At 44.6% G+C, this 18,991-nt stretch carries 16 protein-coding genes; 14 read left to right on the top strand and 2 right to left on the bottom strand.

The features are described 5' to 3' along the window. Positions 1–90: 90 nt before the first annotated feature. The 4 genes from AC58UW_RS02745 (at position 91) to AC58UW_RS02730 (ending at position 5,504) form a co-directional block, all read left to right on the top strand. The gene (locus AC58UW_RS02745) at positions 91–891 is read left to right on the top strand and encodes a Cof-type HAD-IIB family hydrolase (protein WP_497419182.1); all 801 of its coding nucleotides are present in this window, start codon (positions 91–93) and stop codon (positions 889–891) included. Between the two features lie 116 nt (positions 892–1,007). Continuing rightward, positions 1,008–2,675: a hypothetical protein gene (locus tag AC58UW_RS02740; RefSeq protein ID WP_497419181.1), complete on the top strand. Its 1,668-nt coding sequence runs from the start codon at positions 1,008–1,010 to the stop codon at positions 2,673–2,675. 13 nt (positions 2,676–2,688) lie between these two features. Further along, a complete protein-coding gene (locus tag AC58UW_RS02735) occupies positions 2,689–4,125 on the top strand; it encodes a glycosyltransferase (protein WP_497419180.1) in 1,437 nt (478 codons plus the stop codon). Positions 4,126–4,430: 305 nt separating this feature from the next. Beyond that, positions 4,431–5,504 (top strand): hypothetical protein, encoded by a 1,074-nt coding sequence (locus AC58UW_RS02730; RefSeq protein WP_497419324.1) that lies wholly within the window; start codon positions 4,431–4,433, stop codon positions 5,502–5,504. A gap of 67 nt (positions 5,505–5,571) precedes the next feature. Here AC58UW_RS02730 and AC58UW_RS02725 read toward each other — a convergent pair whose 3' ends face one another. Continuing rightward, positions 5,572–6,201, bottom strand: coding sequence for a nitroreductase family protein (locus AC58UW_RS02725; RefSeq protein WP_497419179.1), 630 nt, complete (start codon positions 6,199–6,201; stop codon positions 5,572–5,574). A gap of 169 nt (positions 6,202–6,370) precedes the next feature. Between AC58UW_RS02725 and AC58UW_RS02720 the strand changes: the two genes are divergently transcribed. From AC58UW_RS02720 to AC58UW_RS02680, 9 genes are all read left to right on the top strand, one after another. Beyond that, positions 6,371–6,658 (top strand): hypothetical protein, encoded by a 288-nt coding sequence (locus AC58UW_RS02720; protein ID WP_497419178.1) that lies wholly within the window; start codon positions 6,371–6,373, stop codon positions 6,656–6,658. A gap of 64 nt (positions 6,659–6,722) precedes the next feature. Further along, positions 6,723–7,196: a 6-carboxytetrahydropterin synthase QueD gene (gene queD / locus AC58UW_RS02715; protein ID WP_497419177.1), complete on the top strand. Its 474-nt coding sequence runs from the start codon at positions 6,723–6,725 to the stop codon at positions 7,194–7,196. Further along, a complete protein-coding gene (locus AC58UW_RS02710; protein ID WP_497419176.1) occupies positions 7,196–7,876 on the top strand; it encodes a 7-carboxy-7-deazaguanine synthase QueE in 681 nt (226 codons plus the stop codon). Before queD ends, AC58UW_RS02710 begins: the two co-directional genes overlap by 1 nt. A gap of 63 nt (positions 7,877–7,939) precedes the next feature. After that, positions 7,940–8,644, top strand: a complete 705-nt coding sequence (queC, locus tag AC58UW_RS02705) for a 7-cyano-7-deazaguanine synthase QueC (protein ID WP_497419175.1) — start codon at positions 7,940–7,942, stop codon at positions 8,642–8,644. A gap of 34 nt (positions 8,645–8,678) precedes the next feature. Then, the gene (locus AC58UW_RS02700) at positions 8,679–9,356 is read left to right on the top strand and encodes a response regulator transcription factor (protein ID WP_497419174.1); all 678 of its coding nucleotides are present in this window, start codon (positions 8,679–8,681) and stop codon (positions 9,354–9,356) included. After that, entirely contained in the window at positions 9,353–10,744 is a 1,392-nt protein-coding gene (locus AC58UW_RS02695) for a HAMP domain-containing sensor histidine kinase (protein ID WP_497419173.1), read from the top strand. The genes AC58UW_RS02700 and AC58UW_RS02695 overlap by 4 nt, the downstream gene beginning before the upstream one ends. A 115-nt stretch (positions 10,745–10,859) precedes the next feature. Continuing rightward, the gene (locus AC58UW_RS02690; RefSeq protein ID WP_497419172.1) at positions 10,860–13,973 is read left to right on the top strand and encodes an efflux RND transporter permease subunit; all 3,114 of its coding nucleotides are present in this window, start codon (positions 10,860–10,862) and stop codon (positions 13,971–13,973) included. Positions 13,974–13,985: 12 nt separating this feature from the next. After that, positions 13,986–15,284: an efflux RND transporter periplasmic adaptor subunit gene (locus tag AC58UW_RS02685; RefSeq protein ID WP_497419171.1), complete on the top strand. Its 1,299-nt coding sequence runs from the start codon at positions 13,986–13,988 to the stop codon at positions 15,282–15,284. A 37-nt stretch (positions 15,285–15,321) separates the two neighbouring features. Continuing rightward, on the top strand, positions 15,322–17,037 hold the full coding sequence (locus AC58UW_RS02680; RefSeq protein WP_497419170.1) for a hypothetical protein: 1,716 nt from the start codon (positions 15,322–15,324) through the stop codon (positions 17,035–17,037). A 50-nt stretch (positions 17,038–17,087) separates the two neighbouring features. Here AC58UW_RS02680 and AC58UW_RS02675 read toward each other — a convergent pair whose 3' ends face one another. Then, positions 17,088–17,993: an AraC family transcriptional regulator gene (locus AC58UW_RS02675; RefSeq protein WP_497419169.1), complete on the bottom strand. Its 906-nt coding sequence runs from the start codon at positions 17,991–17,993 to the stop codon at positions 17,088–17,090. 154 nt (positions 17,994–18,147) lie between these two features. Between AC58UW_RS02675 and AC58UW_RS02670 the strand changes: the two genes are divergently transcribed. Then, positions 18,148–18,990, top strand: coding sequence for a sugar phosphate isomerase/epimerase family protein (locus AC58UW_RS02670; RefSeq protein ID WP_497419168.1), 843 nt, complete (start codon positions 18,148–18,150; stop codon positions 18,988–18,990). The last annotated feature ends 1 nt before the right edge of the window (position 18,991 follow it).

Here is an 18,991-nt window from a genome sequence, read left to right as displayed (position 1 = left end):
AGCTGCTTTTTGGATGAAACGGTGAATCCTAAGCTGTCCTATGATACAATTAGTCGATAAAAAAGCTATGCCTAAGGGAGCGAGAAAACCTTGAACTATCGTCTAATTGCATTGGATGTTGATGGAACGCTTTTGAATGACGATCATGTATTAACCGAGCAGACGATTGAAACGATTCAGGAAGTACATGATCAAGGAGCACACATCGTATTGTGTACAGGAAGAGCTCCTGACAGCACGCTGCCTATCCTGCAGCAGCTTGGACTAGAAGGAACGATGATTACGCATAATGGAGCGGCAACCGTTCACGCAGATGAGCGCGGGAAAGCACTAATCAATGAGTTCTCTTTTACGCTGCCAGAAATTGCCCCTATGTTGGAGTATGTGAGAAGAGAGGGCATTCATTTCGATGTCTGCACGTCTTTTAACATGTATATCGAGCGAATTGGCGAATACGAAAAAGAGATGTACACGAAGTTTCTGGTTAATCCCAAACTCGTGACGGATGTTTCCGAGCTAGGGATGCCGATTGTGAAATTTACACTTTTCGGTAAGCCAGAGGTCCTAGATCGTGTTCAACAGGAATGGGAAGAACAACAACTATACGGTCAATTGCGGATGATTCGGAGTGGCGATTTATTCATTGATGTGATGAGCGCTAAAGCGAATAAAGGAAATGCGTTGAAAGCTCTGGCTGCGTCCTTGGAGGTCGATTCGAGCGAAATTATGGCCATCGGCAATTATTATAACGATTTGGAAATGATGACATTTGCCGGACTCGGTATCGCTGTAGAGAATTCGCCAGACGGGGTGAAGGAAGCCGCGGATGCGGTGACCGCATCAAATAACGATGAGGGTGTGCATAAAGCCCTAGTTAAATATTGTTTATAAGTTAAATTTCCTATAAAATCCTCGATTTTTGGGGATTTTTGTCGTTTTAGGGGTTCTTCCTACTACTAGGCTATGGTAGAATGAGGGAAATAAACTAGACGGCGGTGGTGTAAATAATGGGAGAAGAGAGAAAAACATTTAGTAGAAAGAAAAAAATAGTAGGGGCTATTGCAAGTACGGCGATGATCGCTGTGCCATTTTTGACTGTGCCAGCTGCGGCGAATGAAATTGGAATTCCTCCATTACCAGTAGAAGTGGATAAGATACAAACGATTATTATACCGCAGAATGGATCGAAATTTATAGATTTAGGAGCATTGGAGTCTTCTTATGCCGCTATATATCCGTCTATTATTCAGGTTGAGAATCCAAATACAAATCCTGTTGCAATTAGTTCCTTTACAGGTATAAACGGCATTTATCAAATTAAGGCTAGTGGCAATTCAGTAGGTAAAGCGACATTCACGGTAATAGGTAATCGCTACAATGGTGAATCAGAGGTACCGAAGATAGTCACAGATTCTTTCGATGTTATTGTTGTTTCTAGTACTGGCGATGCGGATGCATATAAGTTTGATATTTCGAATGTAGTAACTGCAATGATGGAGTCCCCCGAGCATTATCAAACTAACGATCAGGTCAAGGGGTTGCTTCGCAACGTAAGTCCTAAGACAGTTGTTGAGAATAGTCCAGTTGATTATGACGGACATAATACCGCTCCATATCCAGTTGATAATGCGGAGAGAATCCAAGGTGTCGTTGGTCTAGGAATCTCTAGTCATTCAATTCGGCAAAGCTTACATAATTATTTTTTCGATGCGGATGTAAGACCAGTTGATGGCGAGTATTACGAACATGATGAGTTAGATGCTATTTTCGTGGAAAACGAGAATATCCGAATCGAAGAGGAGTACAACGGATATAAGCTAATTCCGCTAAAAAGTGGTGATTTTGACCTAGATGTTATAGTTGTCGATCATCATGGAGGCATCACGAAAGGGAAAATTCCATTCCATTTTGGAAATGAAGAACAATTCTACTTGGATGATGAGTCAACAATAAAGGTAGATTTACGTGATTATTTCCCGAATACTCATGAAATTGTATATTTTGATCTGGAGGATGGTAACTCAAGCTTCGTAGACATTTCGGGCAATGAAGCTACGTTTAAGGCGGACATTGTGCCTCATACCTATACAATTGTTGCTGGTTACGGAAATGACAATACAGAATATTACATATTCCGTGTTTTTCCAAAAGATAGCTTGAAGAATATTAACTTGCTCACAAGCAGTGAATTGGATTTGAAACTGCCATCTTTACTCCTGCCAAATCCTAGTCCAAATGTAACTTATTCTGTATATTCAAATTCTGAACATGTTGGTGGATTATCGTATGGGATAGAAAACGCTCAAAACTTAACTTTCGAAGCAGCGAATGATGCACAGATGAATTCAATCATCAATGTCACAGTGACAGCGAAAGATTTAACGAATCATATAACCATCAAAGATAACTTGCAAGTAAAAGTTGTTCCCTATATAACTGAAAATTATAGCCAACGGGTTGGTTTGAGAACGACAGAATTATTTAATTTTGGAATTTACAATAATGAGGTTGAGGTTACTTCACCATTTATCCTATCCGGTATGTTTGGGAGCTACAGTACGGTGAGTGCGCCGGCAGACAGCGGAACAGGCACTGTTGTAATAACGTTAAACTACAAAGATGACATTATTTACAAAATTCCGTTTGCGTATCCAAACCAACCAGCAATAGACTAATCAGGTGACACCTATGCAATCAAAACAATCTCTTATCGACGATTTAAGGAATAGAAGATACAAAGACGCTGAAACAGCTTCTAAGGATTTAATTAGAGCAAATCCCCTGGAAGCCCAATCTTGGGTTTTTCTCGGAGAAGCACTGATGCATCAAGGATACGGGGATGCAGCCAATAAAGCATTTCAGCGAGCATGGCTCCTTGATCCTGAAGCAACTTGGGTAGCTCCTATATTAAATGCACTTAAATCGGTTCCTCCCGGGGATGAGCGTGTAGACATAGAAGGTCTGCTCCGAGTAAGAAAGGTCACGATTACCGCTGGCATTATTTCCTGCAATATGGAGGATACGATTGCACGTTGTTTGGAATCGCTCCAAGGTGCTGTTGACCACATTGTATTAATGGATTGTTCCACGGATGGTACGGCAGAGCTTGCTTCGCAATTCGCCAATGTTACGGTCATTCCTTTTGTATGGGAGGATGATTTTGCCGCGGCTCGAAATTTGGGGCTGATGCATATGACGACAGATTGGGTATTCTGGATTGATGCAGACGAGTTTCTGATCCAAGAAGATGTAAATACGATTAGAGAAGTTGCAGGTATTTACCATGATTCACCCATTCCCGTTATTTTGAGTCTATGGCAAATTAATTTTATACAAGGCCAATTGAAGCACAATTTTGCTCAAACCAGACTATTCCCTCTCCGTCGCGGGCTTCGGTATTGGGGAAGAGTACATGAACAGGTTGGGACCGAATTAGGTTTATATCATACGGAGGCTTCACGTCATAAAGTTAAGGTTCGAGTTTTTCATGATGGTTATGAGCCAGAAGTGATGACAAGCAAGAGGAAGATCGAGCGAAATTTATCTTTATTACGAATGATGATTCAAGAGGAACCAGATAACCCCGCATGGTGGTTTTATCAGGGTAGAGAGCTCCATGGGGCGCGTCAGCAAGAAGAGGCTATTAAATCACTTGTCGAGGCAGAACGAAAAGCATGGGCTCAACCTCTTTTTGGAAGATTACTCGAAATTTATAAATTTTTGATAGATATTTATTTCTTGCGTAGTGACTGGAAGCAGGCAGAATTTTTTTGTAAGAAAGCATTGGAATATCAATCTGACTTTCCTGATGCCCATTACATGCTGGCCCAGGTCCGTATGAAACAAGCTGATCAGTTGTATAAGGATGCGGAGATTGGACTTAAGCAAGCTAAAGAATCTTTCCATTCTTTCCGGAGCATCGTAGCACCTGATCATGAGATTGCGGAATGGAAGTCTGATGCGGGACTAGGGGATATCGCGTTTCGTGCCGGGAAACTTGCCATGGCAAGGACTAGCTATACGAATGTTATTCGGAAAAACAATTCAAGCTTAACAAATGTCATAAGTAAAAAACTCGCTGCCATCGAAGCCGAACGGCAACGCTTGAATCAACAAAGCGAATAAAAAAAAGACTGTTCCCCCATCTTGAGATGGTGAAGGAACAGCCTTTATTAGTTCATCAAAGATTAAAGAACAAATGCACTAGTGATGATAACCAACAAGATGAAAAGCACTAAGATCGCACCTACGTTATTGTATCCAGCAGACATGTCAGAATCCCTCCCTCTTGACTCTATAGGATAGCATATGAAGTGAAGGACATAAGTGTATAGACGTTTACCCTGTATACTCATATTTTGGACGATATTGGGACAATCTACAGAAGATTTATTAGATCTGTAGAGGAGGCGAAGAAAGTCGTGGCCGATATGATGCTTAGACCCGACCTGAAAACAGCAGGCGGAGAAGTCTGCGATATTATGTACAATGGGGAGTTTGTCGGTACGTTAACGCTAGTCTACAGGGAATCGGATCGACTTAAAGGCTCGATTCATCTGGAGCGGCAGTCCATTGCACAAGAGGACAAAGATAGTGTGTATGAATTTGTCCAGTCGTACATTCAGAATGTAATTGATGCACTAGATATTACGGAGTGCGAAGTAGTAGTCAGCTATAGTGATTATGATTTTGTGATCGCGACTGATCATGCCATTGGGCCAGTGATTATGGAAGAAGATTACAGCTCAAGTAATTACTACTTAGATGATGATGCTGATTATGAATGGGTGAACGATGATGAAACCAGGTTTGATGATATCGAGGGAACGAACGGACCCGAAAGTTTGCATATGATTGAGCTGCGCAGGCAGCAAATGGGGTACGAGCTTGTCCATGTCGGGGAGTATAGAAATCTTGTGGAATACCATGTGTATGATAAAGACTCGGAACTGGTTGCTGAAGTCATCACGCATGTGTACGGTTCAGACGTGATTGGGGAAGTCACATGGCAGTTTGATCCTTTTGATGAAGAAATGGACACGGTGACGGAACTGGTTGTAGCCGATTACGATGAAGATGAAACGGATACGTTCGTTTTCAATATGATCTATGAAGGTGAAATTATTGACACCGTCGAGCTAACCCATATTGATTTATTGGAGCTTGTGGATGACATTAGGGAAGAATCGTTAATTCCACCGAATCCAGAGGATTATTCGATTATTCTGGCAAGGGATGACGGGGATACGTTGACTTATGAAATATATCAGCAATCGTATGGCGGTCTACCGATCGGGACAGCAACGGTGGATATTAGTTCTCGGCAGTTAACCGGCTTTATTGACTTCCGGGAGCCAGGAGATTCTGATGATCGAGAGCTGATTGCGGCTTTGTTGCTGGATGAGCTAGATAAGGAAAAAGATTACGAAACCTTCAATGTGTCCATGTTGTATCGGAATAAGCTGATTGACGAAATTTGGTTTGAAACCGATCAGTTGCATTGACTGTGGTGAAAAAAAGAAAGGCATGCACTCCTATTCTGCTTGGAGAGCCATGCCTTTTTTTGCCCGATTAGAACGTGTTGGAAACTGTGATTTGATCCAAAGATAAACGGCCAGCGGAACGAGCAGGAGTAGCCGCCAATCCAACAGTGATTAGCATAACTGGAACGTAACGAGCTGGAACATTGAAAGCTTCAACGAATTTCGCCGCGTCGTATCCGCCCATTGGGCAAGTGTCATAACCCATTGCTTTAGCAGCAATCATAAGCTGCATAGCGGCAAGGGAAGCATTGCGAATCGCTTCATCACGAGCAACTTGTGGGTATTGATATACATTTTCAATTTGAGCGACAAGGCCGTCTTTCACCTCTTTTGGCAAGTGACCAGCTTCAACAGCTGGGCCAAAAACAAGCTCAGCATTTTTGTTAGCTTCGAGATCACCAAGAACGGCGATAACAACAGAGCTTTCTACGATTTGTTTTTGACCGTATGCAATTGGAAGCAATTTCTCTTTTTGAGCTTGGTCGTCAATAACAACCAGCTTCCAGTGTTGAAGGTTCCATGAAGATGGAGCTTGGGAAGTAGAAGTTAGAAGCTGTTCAAGATCAGCTTTCGGCATTTGGTGTCCAGCTTGGTAGTGCTTAACGGAATGGCGATCTTCCAAAACTTGTAAAACGGCAGATTGTACTTGTGTGCTCATGTAAATTCCTCCAAAAATTTATTTGTTAAATTATTGTAAAAGTAATAAAAATTGTAATTTCTAAAAAACAATTTACTGTAATCATAAATGTTATAGTTATTGTTGTCAAGGGGCCTTTCGTGATGTCGGAAAATGTTGGATAATGGTAGTAAGAAAGGGGATGTCCCTCTTGAAATTGACGCAAAAAGAGTTAAGCCACCTTGTCTTTCTATCTGAGGTTGTCCTGACAGGCAAGAAAAAAAGCCTAATGGAAGAAACGCTGCAATCCCTGCTCTATATCGTGAAATCATTGGAAGAAGTTGAGCTTCCGGATACGGTTGTCGATCAAATCAAATGTTTGATGGCAACGATTGAATCGGATTTGCGCGATGAAAACGAGCGGATGCAGGAAATTAGGGGCCACTTGGATTGGACGCAAAAGCGAAGGCGGAATCCGCCAGATGTTGATAGATTGTGAGAAATGGTCCTCTCATGATATAATGTAGAGTACTGTTTTTTTTTATACTTAAGAGGTGATAGATATGAGCTATGAAATCCCAAGAGATGTGCAAATGTTGGGGCGTGACATCACAGAGAACCAATTAAAATATCATCACAAATCCGTTTTGATTTCTAAGGAATTTACGTTTGACAGTGCGCATCATTTGCATTGTTATGAGGGAAAATGTAAAAATCTGCACGGCCATACCTATAAGCTGCAAGTCATTATGCGCGGTAAGGTAGATAGCCGGGGGATCACAATAGATTTTGGAGATATTAAACGTATTGCGAAAGAACGCGTCATTGATCGTTTGGATCATAAATATTTGAATGATGTGCTGCCGCCTATGAATACAACGGCTGAAAATATGGTTGTTTGGATATATGAGGAGATTCATCAGGCGCTCCTGGATGAAAAGTTGTATCCAGCCATTAAGCTGGAAGAAATCCGGCTGTGGGAGACGCCGACCTCCTACGCGGCCATCACTCGTTCGATGATGGAGGAGGAAGAGTAATGCGAGATATCCGCATTCCGATGGTTGAGATCTTCGAGACGGTTGAAGGCGAAGGGACCCGTGCCGGGTTCCCAACGGTCTTCGTCCGTCTTTTTGGTTGCAACCTGCGCTGCACCTGGTGTGATACCAAGTACAGCTACCCGCCAGCGGAAGCGGAGAACGTCATGACCATTGCTGAAATTGTCAGCAAGGTCACTTCGTTCCGCTCCCGGCATATTTGCCTGACCGGCGGCGAGCCGCTCCTGTACGGCGAGAAGTCGCTCGCACTCATCGACGCGCTCGCTGAGCTGGAGCAGGTCGATGACCTGCACATAGAGACGAACGGCGCGATCGATCTCGCTATGTTTGTAGAGCGTGTTGCCTCACCGAAGGTGCGATACATTATGGACTTTAAGCTACCTGACTCCGGTGAGATGGAGCAGATGATTGTCAGCAACTTCGGCTTGCTGCGCGAGCAGGATGAGCTGAAGTTCGTTATCGGCAGCGAGCACGATTTCCGCACGGCGGTGGACGTGCTTGAGAAGTATCCGACGAAGGCGCTGCCGATGTTCAGCCCGGTGTGGGAGACGATGCCGCCGCACAAACTCGTTCAGCATATGCTAGAAGCTGGACTTTCCAAAGTAAAGCTGAATATGCAGCTGCACAAGATTATCTGGGATCCGGCGATGCGCGGCGTTTAAGCCGCTCGTCAGCCGTGGTATCCCTTTTTTCACAACAATTTAGAAGATAAATGAGGTGTCTTTATGAGCATAAGCAACGATAAGAAGAAAAGAGCCGTTATTATTTTGAGCGGAGGCCTGGACAGTACCACGTGCATGGGGATTGCCCAAGAGGCGGGATACGACCTGTATCCAATTTCTTTTGACTATGGACAGCGCCATAAGATTGAACTGGAAAATGCGAAGCAAGTCGCGGAGCACTATGGTGTGAGCCAGCGGCACAAAATAATTAAGCTTGATTTCTTTCGTGACTTTGGCGGCAGTGCCTTAACGGATGATAGCATTGATGTGCCTAATGTGATGAACGGAGAAGCGGAAGAATCTGAAATTCCGGTGACTTACGTGCCTGGCCGCAATCTGATGTTTCTTTCCATCGCAACGTCTTATGCGGAAGTAACGGGCTCCGAGGCGATCTATATCGGTGTGAATGCCCTTGATTACAGCGGATACCCGGATTGCCGTCCGGAATTTATTCATAAAGTGGAAGAAGTGATCGCCCTGGGAACCAAGGTAGGTGTAGAGGGGAAAGGTATCACGATTGAAACGCCCCTCATTAATTGGACGAAAGCGAAGATCATTGAGGAAGGTTTGAAAATCGGAGTTCCCTACGAGCTGACAACTTCTTGCTACAACGGAAAAGCTGAAGCCTGTGGCGTATGTGACAGCTGCAGACTGCGGTTGAAAGGCTTCGAAGAAGCGGGTTCGAAGGACCCTATCCCTTATCTGTAAGCAGTTCAAAGCTGGATGAAAGGCAGGGCGTATCGTGACCAGAATCATGGTGGTGGATGATGACGCGGACATCAGGGAGCTGATTCGCGTATATTTGGTTGGAGAAGGCTTAACGGTTTCGCAAGCTAGCAATGGCGTGGAGGCGCTCAGCATGCTTGAAACGAACCCGGCGGATCTAGTCGTTATGGATATTATGATGCCCTTGATGGACGGTTGGGAATTATGCCGCGAGCTCAGGACGCGTTACGAAGACTTGCCTCTTCTAATGGTTACGGCCAAAAGCGAGTCCGTACATAAGGTGAAAGGGTTTCAGCTTGGCACGGACGATTACCTTGTGAAGCCCTTTGACCCTTTGGAACTGGTGATGCGGGTCAAAGCTTTGCTGAAGCGATATCGTATTAATGCCTCGCAGACGATCTCGGTCGGTAATGTCGTCATAGACCGTACGGCTTATGAAGTGCGCTTGCAGGATCAACGGCTGTCCCTCCCGCTCAAAGAGTTTGAATTGCTTTATAAGCTGGCTAGTTATCCCGCACAAATTTTCACACGAACACAGCTCATTGAACAGATCTGGGGGATCGATTACGAAGGTGATGATCGGACTGTTGATGTACACGTCAAAAGGTTGCGAGAGCGGTTCGAGCCGTTGACCGAAGAGTTTCGGATAGCCACAATCCGAGGCTTGGGGTATAGACTTGAGGTGAAAGCATGATCAAGTCGCTCTACCTCCGCGTGGTGCTGACTTTCTTAGCCGTTGTAGTCGTGAGTGTGTCCGTCGCATTTCCGCTTGCAACGATATTTTTCAGAAGTCTGATTACGAACGAATTCCAGGATGAGATGCTCACGATCGGCAATCAAATCATCAAGCTAAGCGAAGACATGCAGGTTAGACAACTTGATTCCTTTGTTTCGGGGAGCAACCGTTTTAATGATAACTACATTTTTACATTATTTAACGAAAATGGAGAGCCCATGACGGCGGTTTCACTAAATAAAAACGGTGTCCCTCGTATTGAAGCATCGGAAGTTGCCTTTGTTTTGAAAGGCAGTGTGTACAAAAGCTTAGATTATGGCAGGATTAAAGACCCCCTGAAGGATATGAAAGTAGGCATCCCGCTTAAAGTGGGAGATAAGACATTTGCTCTTTTCATTCATCCTTACTTATCCGAAGCGACCCGCCGGCAAGTACAGACTGCTGTCATTACCGTTCTGGTTATCGTGCTTGTTGTCGGCAGCCTGCTCATTCTCATTGCATCTCGTTATTTGGTGAATCCACTGAAGAAATTAACGCTGGCTACCCAGCGGCTGGCTCGCGGGAACTTCAACGTGCACGTCGCGGTCAGGCAGAAAGATGAGCTGGGACAGTTGGCCGCTAGCTTCAATCACATGGCTGGCGAGCTGAAGCAGCTTGAACAGATGCGCCAAGACTTTGTTTCGAACGTGTCACACGAAATTCAAACACCGCTTACGTCGATTCGCGGCTTTTCCAAAGCATTGCGGGGGACAGAGATTGAGGAGCCAGAACGAGAGCGCTACTTGGAAATCATTGAACGTGAAAGTGAGCGTTTATCTCGCTTAAGCGATAATTTGTTAAAGCTGGCATCGCTGGAATCCGAGCATCACCCGTTTCATCCGTCGACATTTGATTTGGATGAACAACTACGAAGAATCGTCGTCTTTTATGAACCGTTATGGTCAGAAAAGCAGCTTGATATGGACCTGTCTTTACCGAGAGTCAAAATTTCTGCGGATTCAGATCAATTGAACCAGGTGTGGATGAATCTGATTGGAAATGCGGTTAAATTCACGCCTGTCGGAGGCCATATTTTTGTAAAGCTTGTCCCTTTAAGAGATCGCGTTCAGATCTGGGTTCAAGACAACGGGATCGGCATTGCGGAGGAAGATCAAGGGCGGATTTTCGAGCGGTTCTTTAAAGTAGATCAAGCTAGGCAGCGGGATACGGGGAGCGGGCTTGGGCTCGCGATTGTAAGGAAAATTATAGACCTCCATCAGGGCACGATCGAGGTTCAGAGTGAACAAGGAAAAGGAACTCAATTTCTAGTCACTCTTCCAATTTTAACCTATAACTTGAAGAAATAATGAACACTGAAAGCTTGGAAAGCTTATTTCCAGGCTTTTTTGATGTTTGTTCATATTGGGTTCATATTTGAAATGTATCTTATAGAAACAATCATTAGACGAGGGGAGTAAAGGAATGAATCGACTCACATACTTTTCCATGAAAAATGTTTCGGCATTATTCATTATCATGATCATGCTTTTTGCAGGCGGCTTGTATTCTTCATCGCAGCTTAAAGTAGAGAACATGCCGAACGTTTCTTTCCCAGTAGTTGCTGTTACGACTACGTATACAGGTGCACCAAAGGATGTCATGGATGAAATTACATCACCGATAGAGAAGAAGCTTGCGAATCTAGAAGATCTGGATTCGATGCAATCGACATCAAGTGATAACTTCTCCATGATCATTTTAATGTTCAAGCAAGATGTGGATGTTGACAAAAAGAAACAGGCTGTTCAGGATATGCTTGGTGAAGTTTCTCTCCCTGCAACAGCAGCAGCTCCTAAAGCGTCGACATTCGGCGCGGCTTCATTCCCTTCCAACTATTTAGTTGCCTATGCCGATAATGGCATCAGCCAAACTGAGCTTGATAAATCTTTTAAAGATAAAATTAAGCCAGGTCTCGAAGGAATCAAAGGGATTGACCACATGGACGTGATCGGAGCCAGAGACACCTCGCTGGATATTGAGCTTGATGCCTCCGCGCTTGATGTCTATGGCTTATCACCAGGCATGGTGTCGAATGCGATTAATGCCGCTGCGACGAAAAGTCCGATCGGCAGCGTAGAAATCAGCGGCAATGACAAGATGACGCGTGTCACGGGCAACTTGTCAAGCTTGTATGAGTTGGAGCAGCTAGAAATCACAACGCCAAAAGGCGATATCGTAACCCTAGATCAGGTTGCGAACGTCAAAGCGATTACGGAATCTGATTTCATCGGTCGATTGGATAGCAAGCCGGCGATTGGAATGATTTTGTACAAAGCGGGCAGTGCGAATGCCGTTGAATTCTCTGATGAGATTCAGAAACAGATTGAAGACTGGAAAACAACTTTGCCTAACGTAACTTTCAAAAATACGTACGATAGTGCAGACCAAATTAATGAATCGATTTCAGGACTTATTCGTGAAGGTATCGTAGGGGCTATATTGGCCTCCTTGATGATCCTGATTTTTCTCCGTAATGTTCGGATGACGCTTATTGTTCTAGTGTCGATCCCTCTTTCGATTTTGATTACATTACTATTAATGTCTAGCTTAGGCTTGACGCTCAATACGATGACCCTCGGCGGTATCTTTATTGCAGTAGGCCGGGTCGTGGATGACTCGATTGTTGTTATTGAAAATATATATGCCTCCTTGCAGAAAGCGCAGGAGCGCAATGAATCCGTTATTGCTTTAGCGACGAAGCAAGTTTCGATGGCAATTACGTCTTCCACGCTTGCAACTGTTGGGGTATTTGCACCGCTTGCTTTGGTTACGGGCGTTGTCGGCGGATTCTTTAGACCTTTTGCCTTAACAATCGCTTGTGCGTTGCTTTCTTCCTTGATTGTAGCTTTAACGGTTATCCCGATGTTGGCTAAGCTGCTTGTTCTTCGCAGCAAACCAAGTAAAGTTCATCACGATGAGTCGCAACCAACGAAGCTAACTACGTTTTATGAGAAAGTATTGACTTGGAGCTTGAAAAACAGAATCAAAACGCTGCTTGCCTCAGCGCTAATGCTTGTTGTGACAATGGCAGGAACCATTCCATTCTTGTCCGTGGCCTTCTTACCTGAATCAAGTGCCGCGACGACGATGTATTTCCAATTGAAACTGCCATATTCGACTTCATTCGAAGCGACAGATGCGAAAACGAAGGAAATCGAAAAAGTCTTGTTAGATACGAAAGACTCGAATGGCGAGCCTGTCTTTAAATTTGTGGAATCCTTAATCGGTTATGCTGGGAATGACGATGAGCGTACACCGTATGCTTCACAGATTTTCGTTCAAGTAAACGATAAAGTTGATGGTAATCAAGTAAAAGATGAAATGAAGGCTTATATTCTTTCAGAATTGCCAAGTGGATCTGAGGTTGAACCTAAAGCAATGGAGGGTGATTTCGGGGTTTCATCGACGGATTTTGCCTATACGCTGCAAGGCGAGGATCAACTTCAACTGGAGAAAGCTGCGAAGATCGTGAAGGATAAGCTGCAAACTTTCCCAGAGCTTTCTGAGATTGAAGATAATTTAAGTGATGCCAAGACAGAGATAGAGATTGCTGTAGATCAGAATAAAGCAAGAGCCTATGGCCTCAGCTCCGCATCTGTTCGAGATACAGCACGTGCCTGGATTCAAAAACAAAGTCTGGGAGATATGAAATTCGATAATATCACGTATACAACTACGGTATCGTTAGACAAATCGGACAAAAATACGCTTGAAAAATTAGGCAACATTCCGTTAGCTGGATCAAATGGATCAACGATTCTGCTCAAGGAAGTAGCCAAAATTAACGAAACGAAGGGCGCTGCGTCCCTTGCACGTGAAGATCAGCAGCAGCTTGTCAAAGTATCAGCCAAAATTAATGATACCAATAAAACCGGCGTAAGTGCTAAACTTACCGCGGCATTAAAAGATGTTGAATTACCAGAAGGCGTGACACCGAAAGTAACGGGTGTTTCCGACGATGTCAATGAGAGCTTCGGTCAATTGTTCGTCGCCATGGGAGCTGCGATTTTCGTAGTTTACCTCATCATGGTTCTGGCTTTTGGAAACGCAAGTGCACCATTTGCCATCTTGTTCTCACTACCGCTTGCGGTTATCGGAGGGCTGCTCGGACTCGTTATTGCCCGCGAGCCGCTAACCGTTACATCTATGATTGGTTTCCTCATGCTCATCGGAATTGTCGTCACGAATGCGATCGTCTTGATCGACCGTGCGCAGCAGCTGCGTCATGAAGGCTACACGGTTCGCCATGCTCTAATTGAAGCTGGGAAAGTACGACTTCGTCCGATTATTATGACAGCTGGAGCTACGATTATGGCTTTGGTGCCGCTGGCATTAGGTATTTCTGCAGAAGGCGGGTTGATTGGTAAAGGACTGGGTGTTGTCGTTATCGGTGGTCTCATTACCTCTACCGTTCTTACTCTAGTAGTCGTACCTATTGTTTACGAGTTGATTGAAAGCATAAAGAACCGTATAGGTCGCATGTTCAGTCGTAAAAAAGAAAACCAAAACACAACTACAAGTACGATAGAGGTATAAGGAGGCACATAGATGATTAACGATAGTTCGCGAAAACGTAAATTTAGATATCGCTCGATGGGCGTGATTGCGCTACTGACCGCTGCTGCGGTCTTAGCGTCCGCATGCGCAGCGCCAGGGTCCAAGGGGGCTGCGACGGTTTCGTTGGCGCCAAAAGCGGTTAAAACAGAAGCTATTAAGAAGCAAAAGATTAGCAATCCCATTGAGCAAGTTGCCGATGTAGCAGCAGGAACGACTCTGGATGTTGTTTCCAAAGCAAATGGTGAAGTGCTGAGCGTGGTGAAAAAACGAGGAGAGTACGTGGAAAAAGGAGAAGTCCTGTTCGTTATCGATAATAAAGACGCCTTGTCTGCGAAACGCAAAAATGAATTAGCTTTAAAAAGCGCGCAAGAATCTTTACAACAAGCAAGAGACAATAAAGTGAACAACCGCAAGGATCTGGCGGACAATGTGGTGAGGTCGCAAACGGCCTTGAAAAACGCTCAACAGGATTACAACAAATCCCGGAATGATTTTGATGCAGGTACGGCCGTTCAGCACCAAGTGGATCAAATGAAGCAGGCTTTGGATAACGCTCAAATGGCCCTGGACGCCGCACAAAGCAAGCTGTCGGCCTTTGATAATTCCGATTCGATCTCTGCTGCACAGACACAGGCAGAATCTGCCAGTTTATCTTTAGAGGATGCGACTCGGTCTTTAGAGAATTATGAAGTTAAGGCACCGAGCAGCGGTGTACTAACTGACTTCAATGTGGTCGTGGGGCAGACAGTATCTGCGGCTGCTGGAAAGGTCGGTCAAGTTCAGCAAATTGATCCGATTAAAATCAAAACGGAGCTTACAGAAACCAACTACCAACTTGTTAAAGGGAAACAAGAGCTTGTTTTCTATAATCCAGATACACCGGACAAAAAAGGAACAGCGAAAATTAGCTATTTAGCTCCAATCATGAGCACAGCTACCAAAACGTACACGCTTGAGTTGGAGGTTCCAAATAGTGATCACGCGCTTCAGCCAGGTAACCGATTCATGGTACAGTTGACAACGGAAACCGAAGAGCAAGTTGTATCTATCCCAACGCTCAGTGTGATTCGTGAAGAGTCGGATACTTTCGTCTTCGTTGAACAAGGCGATCAGTATGTGAAACGTAAAGTGAAACTTGGACGTATCAGTGGAGAGTTCCAAGAAGTGATAGATGGCGTAAAAGAAGGCGAGAAATTAGTCATTTCCGGACAGAACACTTTGAAGGACGGGCAAAAGGTAGAGAGCGCCAGTGCTTCTCCAGCAGCGACTACAACGCCAGCAGCGAAATAATCAGCAGCGAAATTACTCAAAAGAGGAGCGTATATACATGAAAAAAAGACCATGGAAATCTAGTCTGACCGCCATTATGCTTGGCGCGATGATCGTGCAAGGCGGTACCGCCGTATGGGCAGCTGATGCTGCGCCAACCGCACCTGTTAGTGCACCTACTGTTAATTATGGATTAACAAGTGACATCCGCGCAGCCGTGAAAAGTGTAGCCGTGACACCAACAGCGTCCGGTTCACAACTTGCTGTTACGGTTCGCTTATATAATGGCGGCGTGACACAGAACCGAATACCTGAGCACGAGCTTCGTGTGCAGACTTCGAGCGGCGTTTCCTACACGCTGAAACCAAGCGGAACCAATAAAGAGTCCTTGCAGCCGAAGGAAATTGGCGAACTTGTTTATATGACAGCTGTTGATACGAAGGAAATTGGCACGATTGATCAGCTTTCGTTCGTCAACGTTGATGTGTACTCTTACCCAAAAGTAGAAACAACTTTGCTTGCTATGCCAACTAAATCCGTTTGGTATGGCGCCATGGGAAGTTCAGCTTTGAAAAGTTTAGACAACGTTGCTTGGGGCCAATCGTTCTTGATCCCAGGTGTTAACTCTGGATTAACCTATACAGCGGTTGAAACTTCTATGCAAAACACAACGGCTGGCCGCGTAGCTGTCGTGACTGTTCTTGCTAACAATCCGGGTGCAGGCCGCGAAACAGTGCCAGCCTTCCGCATGGATGCTCAGTCCGAAACGAAGAACTATGAAGGAAAACGTGCGGAAGTAGAACCTGTTACGTTGGAAGCCGGTGAGCAAAAGTACATTCATTTTGCAATCCCAGTTGAAAACGGTGTGACATTGTCTAACCTGGTGGTCTTATCAACAGATACCTTTGTTCCAAAAGGTGCAACCGAAGCGGCAACAGTAGCAACAGGTAAGCTGGCTATCGCATGGCCGAAAGAACAAGGGGCTACAACAGCCGTTCCTTATACCATCGGTCAACCGATCGCTTTTGATGCTTTGACTAAAGTGGTCGACAAATCGACGCAAGTCTCTTTGATGGAGCTTCATCTGCATGAGAATCCAGGCGAAGGTTTCAAAACAGCAGTAGCGAAGTTCAAACTAACGAATACTAGCACTTCGCCTATTGCATTGCCAGCCTTCGTGTCGGAATTGGTGAGTACACAAGGCTTAACGTACCAAGGAGCTCGTCAAGCCAATGTGACAGAAATGATGAACCCAGGACTTAGCTACGTTGTGAGCTACTCCTACATTGTTCCACAATCGGAAGAGGGAACAAGCTTCTCCCTGAAGCTGCTTGATACCGTTGCTGCCGCGCCGTATACAACGACAATTGCAGCACTTCAAACGGATCTGCAGCAGGAAGAAACAGATTCAACGGTTTCCTTGTATCCATTCGATTTGAAAATTAATGATGTGTCAGTAAATACGCAAACGACAGCTCAACTGATGTATACGTACAAGGTTCGTCTGGATTTGGACATCCAACAAAAAGAGAATGTCGTCGTAGACAATAACTTCTCAAAATTGAGATTCGAGATTGTTGACAGTGCGGGGCGTGTTCTGGGCTCCAAGGATGCGGCTTTCACAGGCGTAAATAAGTTGATTAGCGGGATTCAAATGCTAGATGCTTCGAACATTACAACGGATCAATTCAGCTACCCATTCACAGTGAATGTGTATGAAACAATTGAAACGGCTAACGGTACAGCGAAACGTTTATTGAAAGTAATTAAATAAAGCGGATGTCAAAAAAAGCACCCTTCCCGGGTGCTTTTTGCTGTATATGGTTAGACACGCGCTTTAACCGATTTCGCATAATCCGAGGGAGACATGCCCACCGTCTTCTTAAAGTCTCTGGAGAAATAATGAATGCTGGCATAGCCGAGCATCGCGGCAATTTCCGTGAAATTGTACCGGCCTTCTCTAATATAGGTTTTGGCTTGTTCGATTTTCAGAGATTTGAAGGCTTCCATGACGCCGGTTTGCATTTGTGACTGGAAAAGCTCCTTTAATCGGCTTTTGCCTAAGTGAAATATCTGGCATAACTGATCCTGGGTAAAGGATTGGGAGAGATTTTCCTGCAAATAAGCGATAATTTGCTGAACGATGCGCTGTTCGGCCTTTTCTTTTTGAAGTGATGACTGCTTAATCTTAATGGCCGCATCTATGGGGGTAGAGGCTCGTTTTTGATTGCGAATCAGGGTGATAAGCAAGGCTTCCAAGTACGATTTGATCAACTGCTCGCTGGCAAAAGGGGCTTCCGGATTTCGTTCAAGATTATGAACGAAAGGCCTGTCGAAGGGAGGTAGAAATGCCTGAAACCCCTCTTGAATTATGAGGGATAGCATATTCCTTTCCCGGTCGCCAAGGGGCAAAACTTTATTCTCAAAATCAGACATCGCTGCTGACGCGCATTCGAAGGAAATGACGATAAGATTAGGCGGTTTATGTTCATGCTTAACGCTAACCGTATGGAATTCTTCTGGTTTATGAAAGATCATATGACCTTGCTGCAGGGTATGAATGTGATCATCGGCCCGCACCTCGACCTCACCTTTGTCGACATATAGAATTTCCCAGAAGTCGTGTTGTTCGCCGTCAAACACATATCCCTTTGCATACTCAAAATAGTGAAAGGAAATGAGATTTTGAATGGATATTGATTCTTGAAGCTGTATGCGTGGGAATTCCATGCTGTCCGTCCTTTCTTAGCGTCGTTGTAGGGGTAGGACCCAGCCTTATTTTAACATATTCGTTTTTGCAAAAGTGCAAATTAATCGGCTTTTTGGATAAATCTTATCTTGCCAACCTCTTTTATAATAAAGGAAAGAGACGGAGGAGATAACGATGAAAAAAGGGATTAATATTTGGTCATTTCCAGGCTCCATGAAGGTCGAGGAATGTATAGCTGTCGCGAAAGATGCTGGGTTTGACGGTATCGAGCTGGCTTTGAACGAAACAGGTGAACTCAGCCTTGAAAGTAATGAAAGCGAAATCAAACAATACCGCCAGCTTGCCGATGGTAAAGGGATTGAGCTAACGAGCTTAGCCAGCGGTTTATATTGGATGTACTCCTTGACTAGTGGACATGCTGGAACGCGTCAAAAAGCGAAAGACATCATCAAAAAGCAGTTGGAAAGCGCAGCGATTCTAGGCGTAGACACGATATTAGTTGTACCTGGCGCGGTTGGCGTCGATTTCATTCCGGACTCTGAAGTTGTGCCATATGATCAAGCCTATGATTATGCGCTTGAAGGGATCAGTGAGCTGTCTGCGGTGGCAGAATCTCTGAAAGTTTCCATCGGCATTGAAAATGTTTGGAATAAATTATTGTTGTCACCGCTAGAACTGAGAGATTTCATTGATAAAATCAATTCGCCGTATGTTGGTTCCTACTTCGACGTTGGGAATGTCTTATTTGCAGGTTACCCGGAGCACTGGATTTCGATTCTGAATAGCCGCATCAAAAAAGTTCACTTCAAAGATTATCGCCGAGCCGCAGGAGGTTTGCACGGATTTGTTGATTTGCTTGCAGGCGATGTGAACTATCCAGAAGTGATGAAGGCTTTGCAAGCAATTGGCTACGAGGACTACGTTATCGCGGAGATGATTCCTGGCTATACGCATCACGGTCAGCAAATTATTTATAATACATCAGGTGCTATGGACGCCATTCTGGGGAGGAAATAAG

This window comes from Paenibacillus sp. J22R160 (assembly GCF_059692135.1).
Note: the sequence above shows the minus strand (reverse complement) of the source record. Positions and strands in the feature narration are given on the sequence as shown.

Excerpts from the sequence above, each read along its gene's own strand:
- AC58UW_RS02740 (WP_497419181.1), top strand. The coding sequence starts at position 1,008 with ATGGGAGAAGAGAGAAAAACATTTAGTAGAAAGAAAAAAATAGTAGGG.
- AC58UW_RS02735 (WP_497419180.1), top strand. The coding sequence starts at position 2,689 with ATGCAATCAAAACAATCTCTTATCGACGATTTAAGGAATAGAAGATAC.
- AC58UW_RS02730 (WP_497419324.1), top strand. The coding sequence starts at position 4,431 with ATGATGCTTAGACCCGACCTGAAAACAGCAGGCGGAGAAGTCTGCGAT.
- AC58UW_RS02725 (WP_497419179.1), bottom strand. The coding sequence starts at position 6,201 with ATGAGCACACAAGTACAATCTGCCGTTTTACAAGTTTTGGAAGATCGC.
- queD (WP_497419177.1), top strand. The coding sequence starts at position 6,723 with ATGAGCTATGAAATCCCAAGAGATGTGCAAATGTTGGGGCGTGACATC.
- AC58UW_RS02710 (WP_497419176.1), top strand. The coding sequence starts at position 7,196 with ATGCGAGATATCCGCATTCCGATGGTTGAGATCTTCGAGACGGTTGAA.
- queC (WP_497419175.1), top strand. The coding sequence starts at position 7,940 with ATGAGCATAAGCAACGATAAGAAGAAAAGAGCCGTTATTATTTTGAGC.
- AC58UW_RS02695 (WP_497419173.1), top strand. The coding sequence starts at position 9,353 with ATGATCAAGTCGCTCTACCTCCGCGTGGTGCTGACTTTCTTAGCCGTT.
- AC58UW_RS02690 (WP_497419172.1), top strand. The coding sequence starts at position 10,860 with ATGAATCGACTCACATACTTTTCCATGAAAAATGTTTCGGCATTATTC.
- AC58UW_RS02685 (WP_497419171.1), top strand. The coding sequence starts at position 13,986 with ATGATTAACGATAGTTCGCGAAAACGTAAATTTAGATATCGCTCGATG.
- AC58UW_RS02680 (WP_497419170.1), top strand. The coding sequence starts at position 15,322 with ATGAAAAAAAGACCATGGAAATCTAGTCTGACCGCCATTATGCTTGGC.
- AC58UW_RS02675 (WP_497419169.1), bottom strand. The coding sequence starts at position 17,993 with ATGGAATTCCCACGCATACAGCTTCAAGAATCAATATCCATTCAAAAT.
- AC58UW_RS02670 (WP_497419168.1), top strand. The coding sequence starts at position 18,148 with ATGAAAAAAGGGATTAATATTTGGTCATTTCCAGGCTCCATGAAGGTC.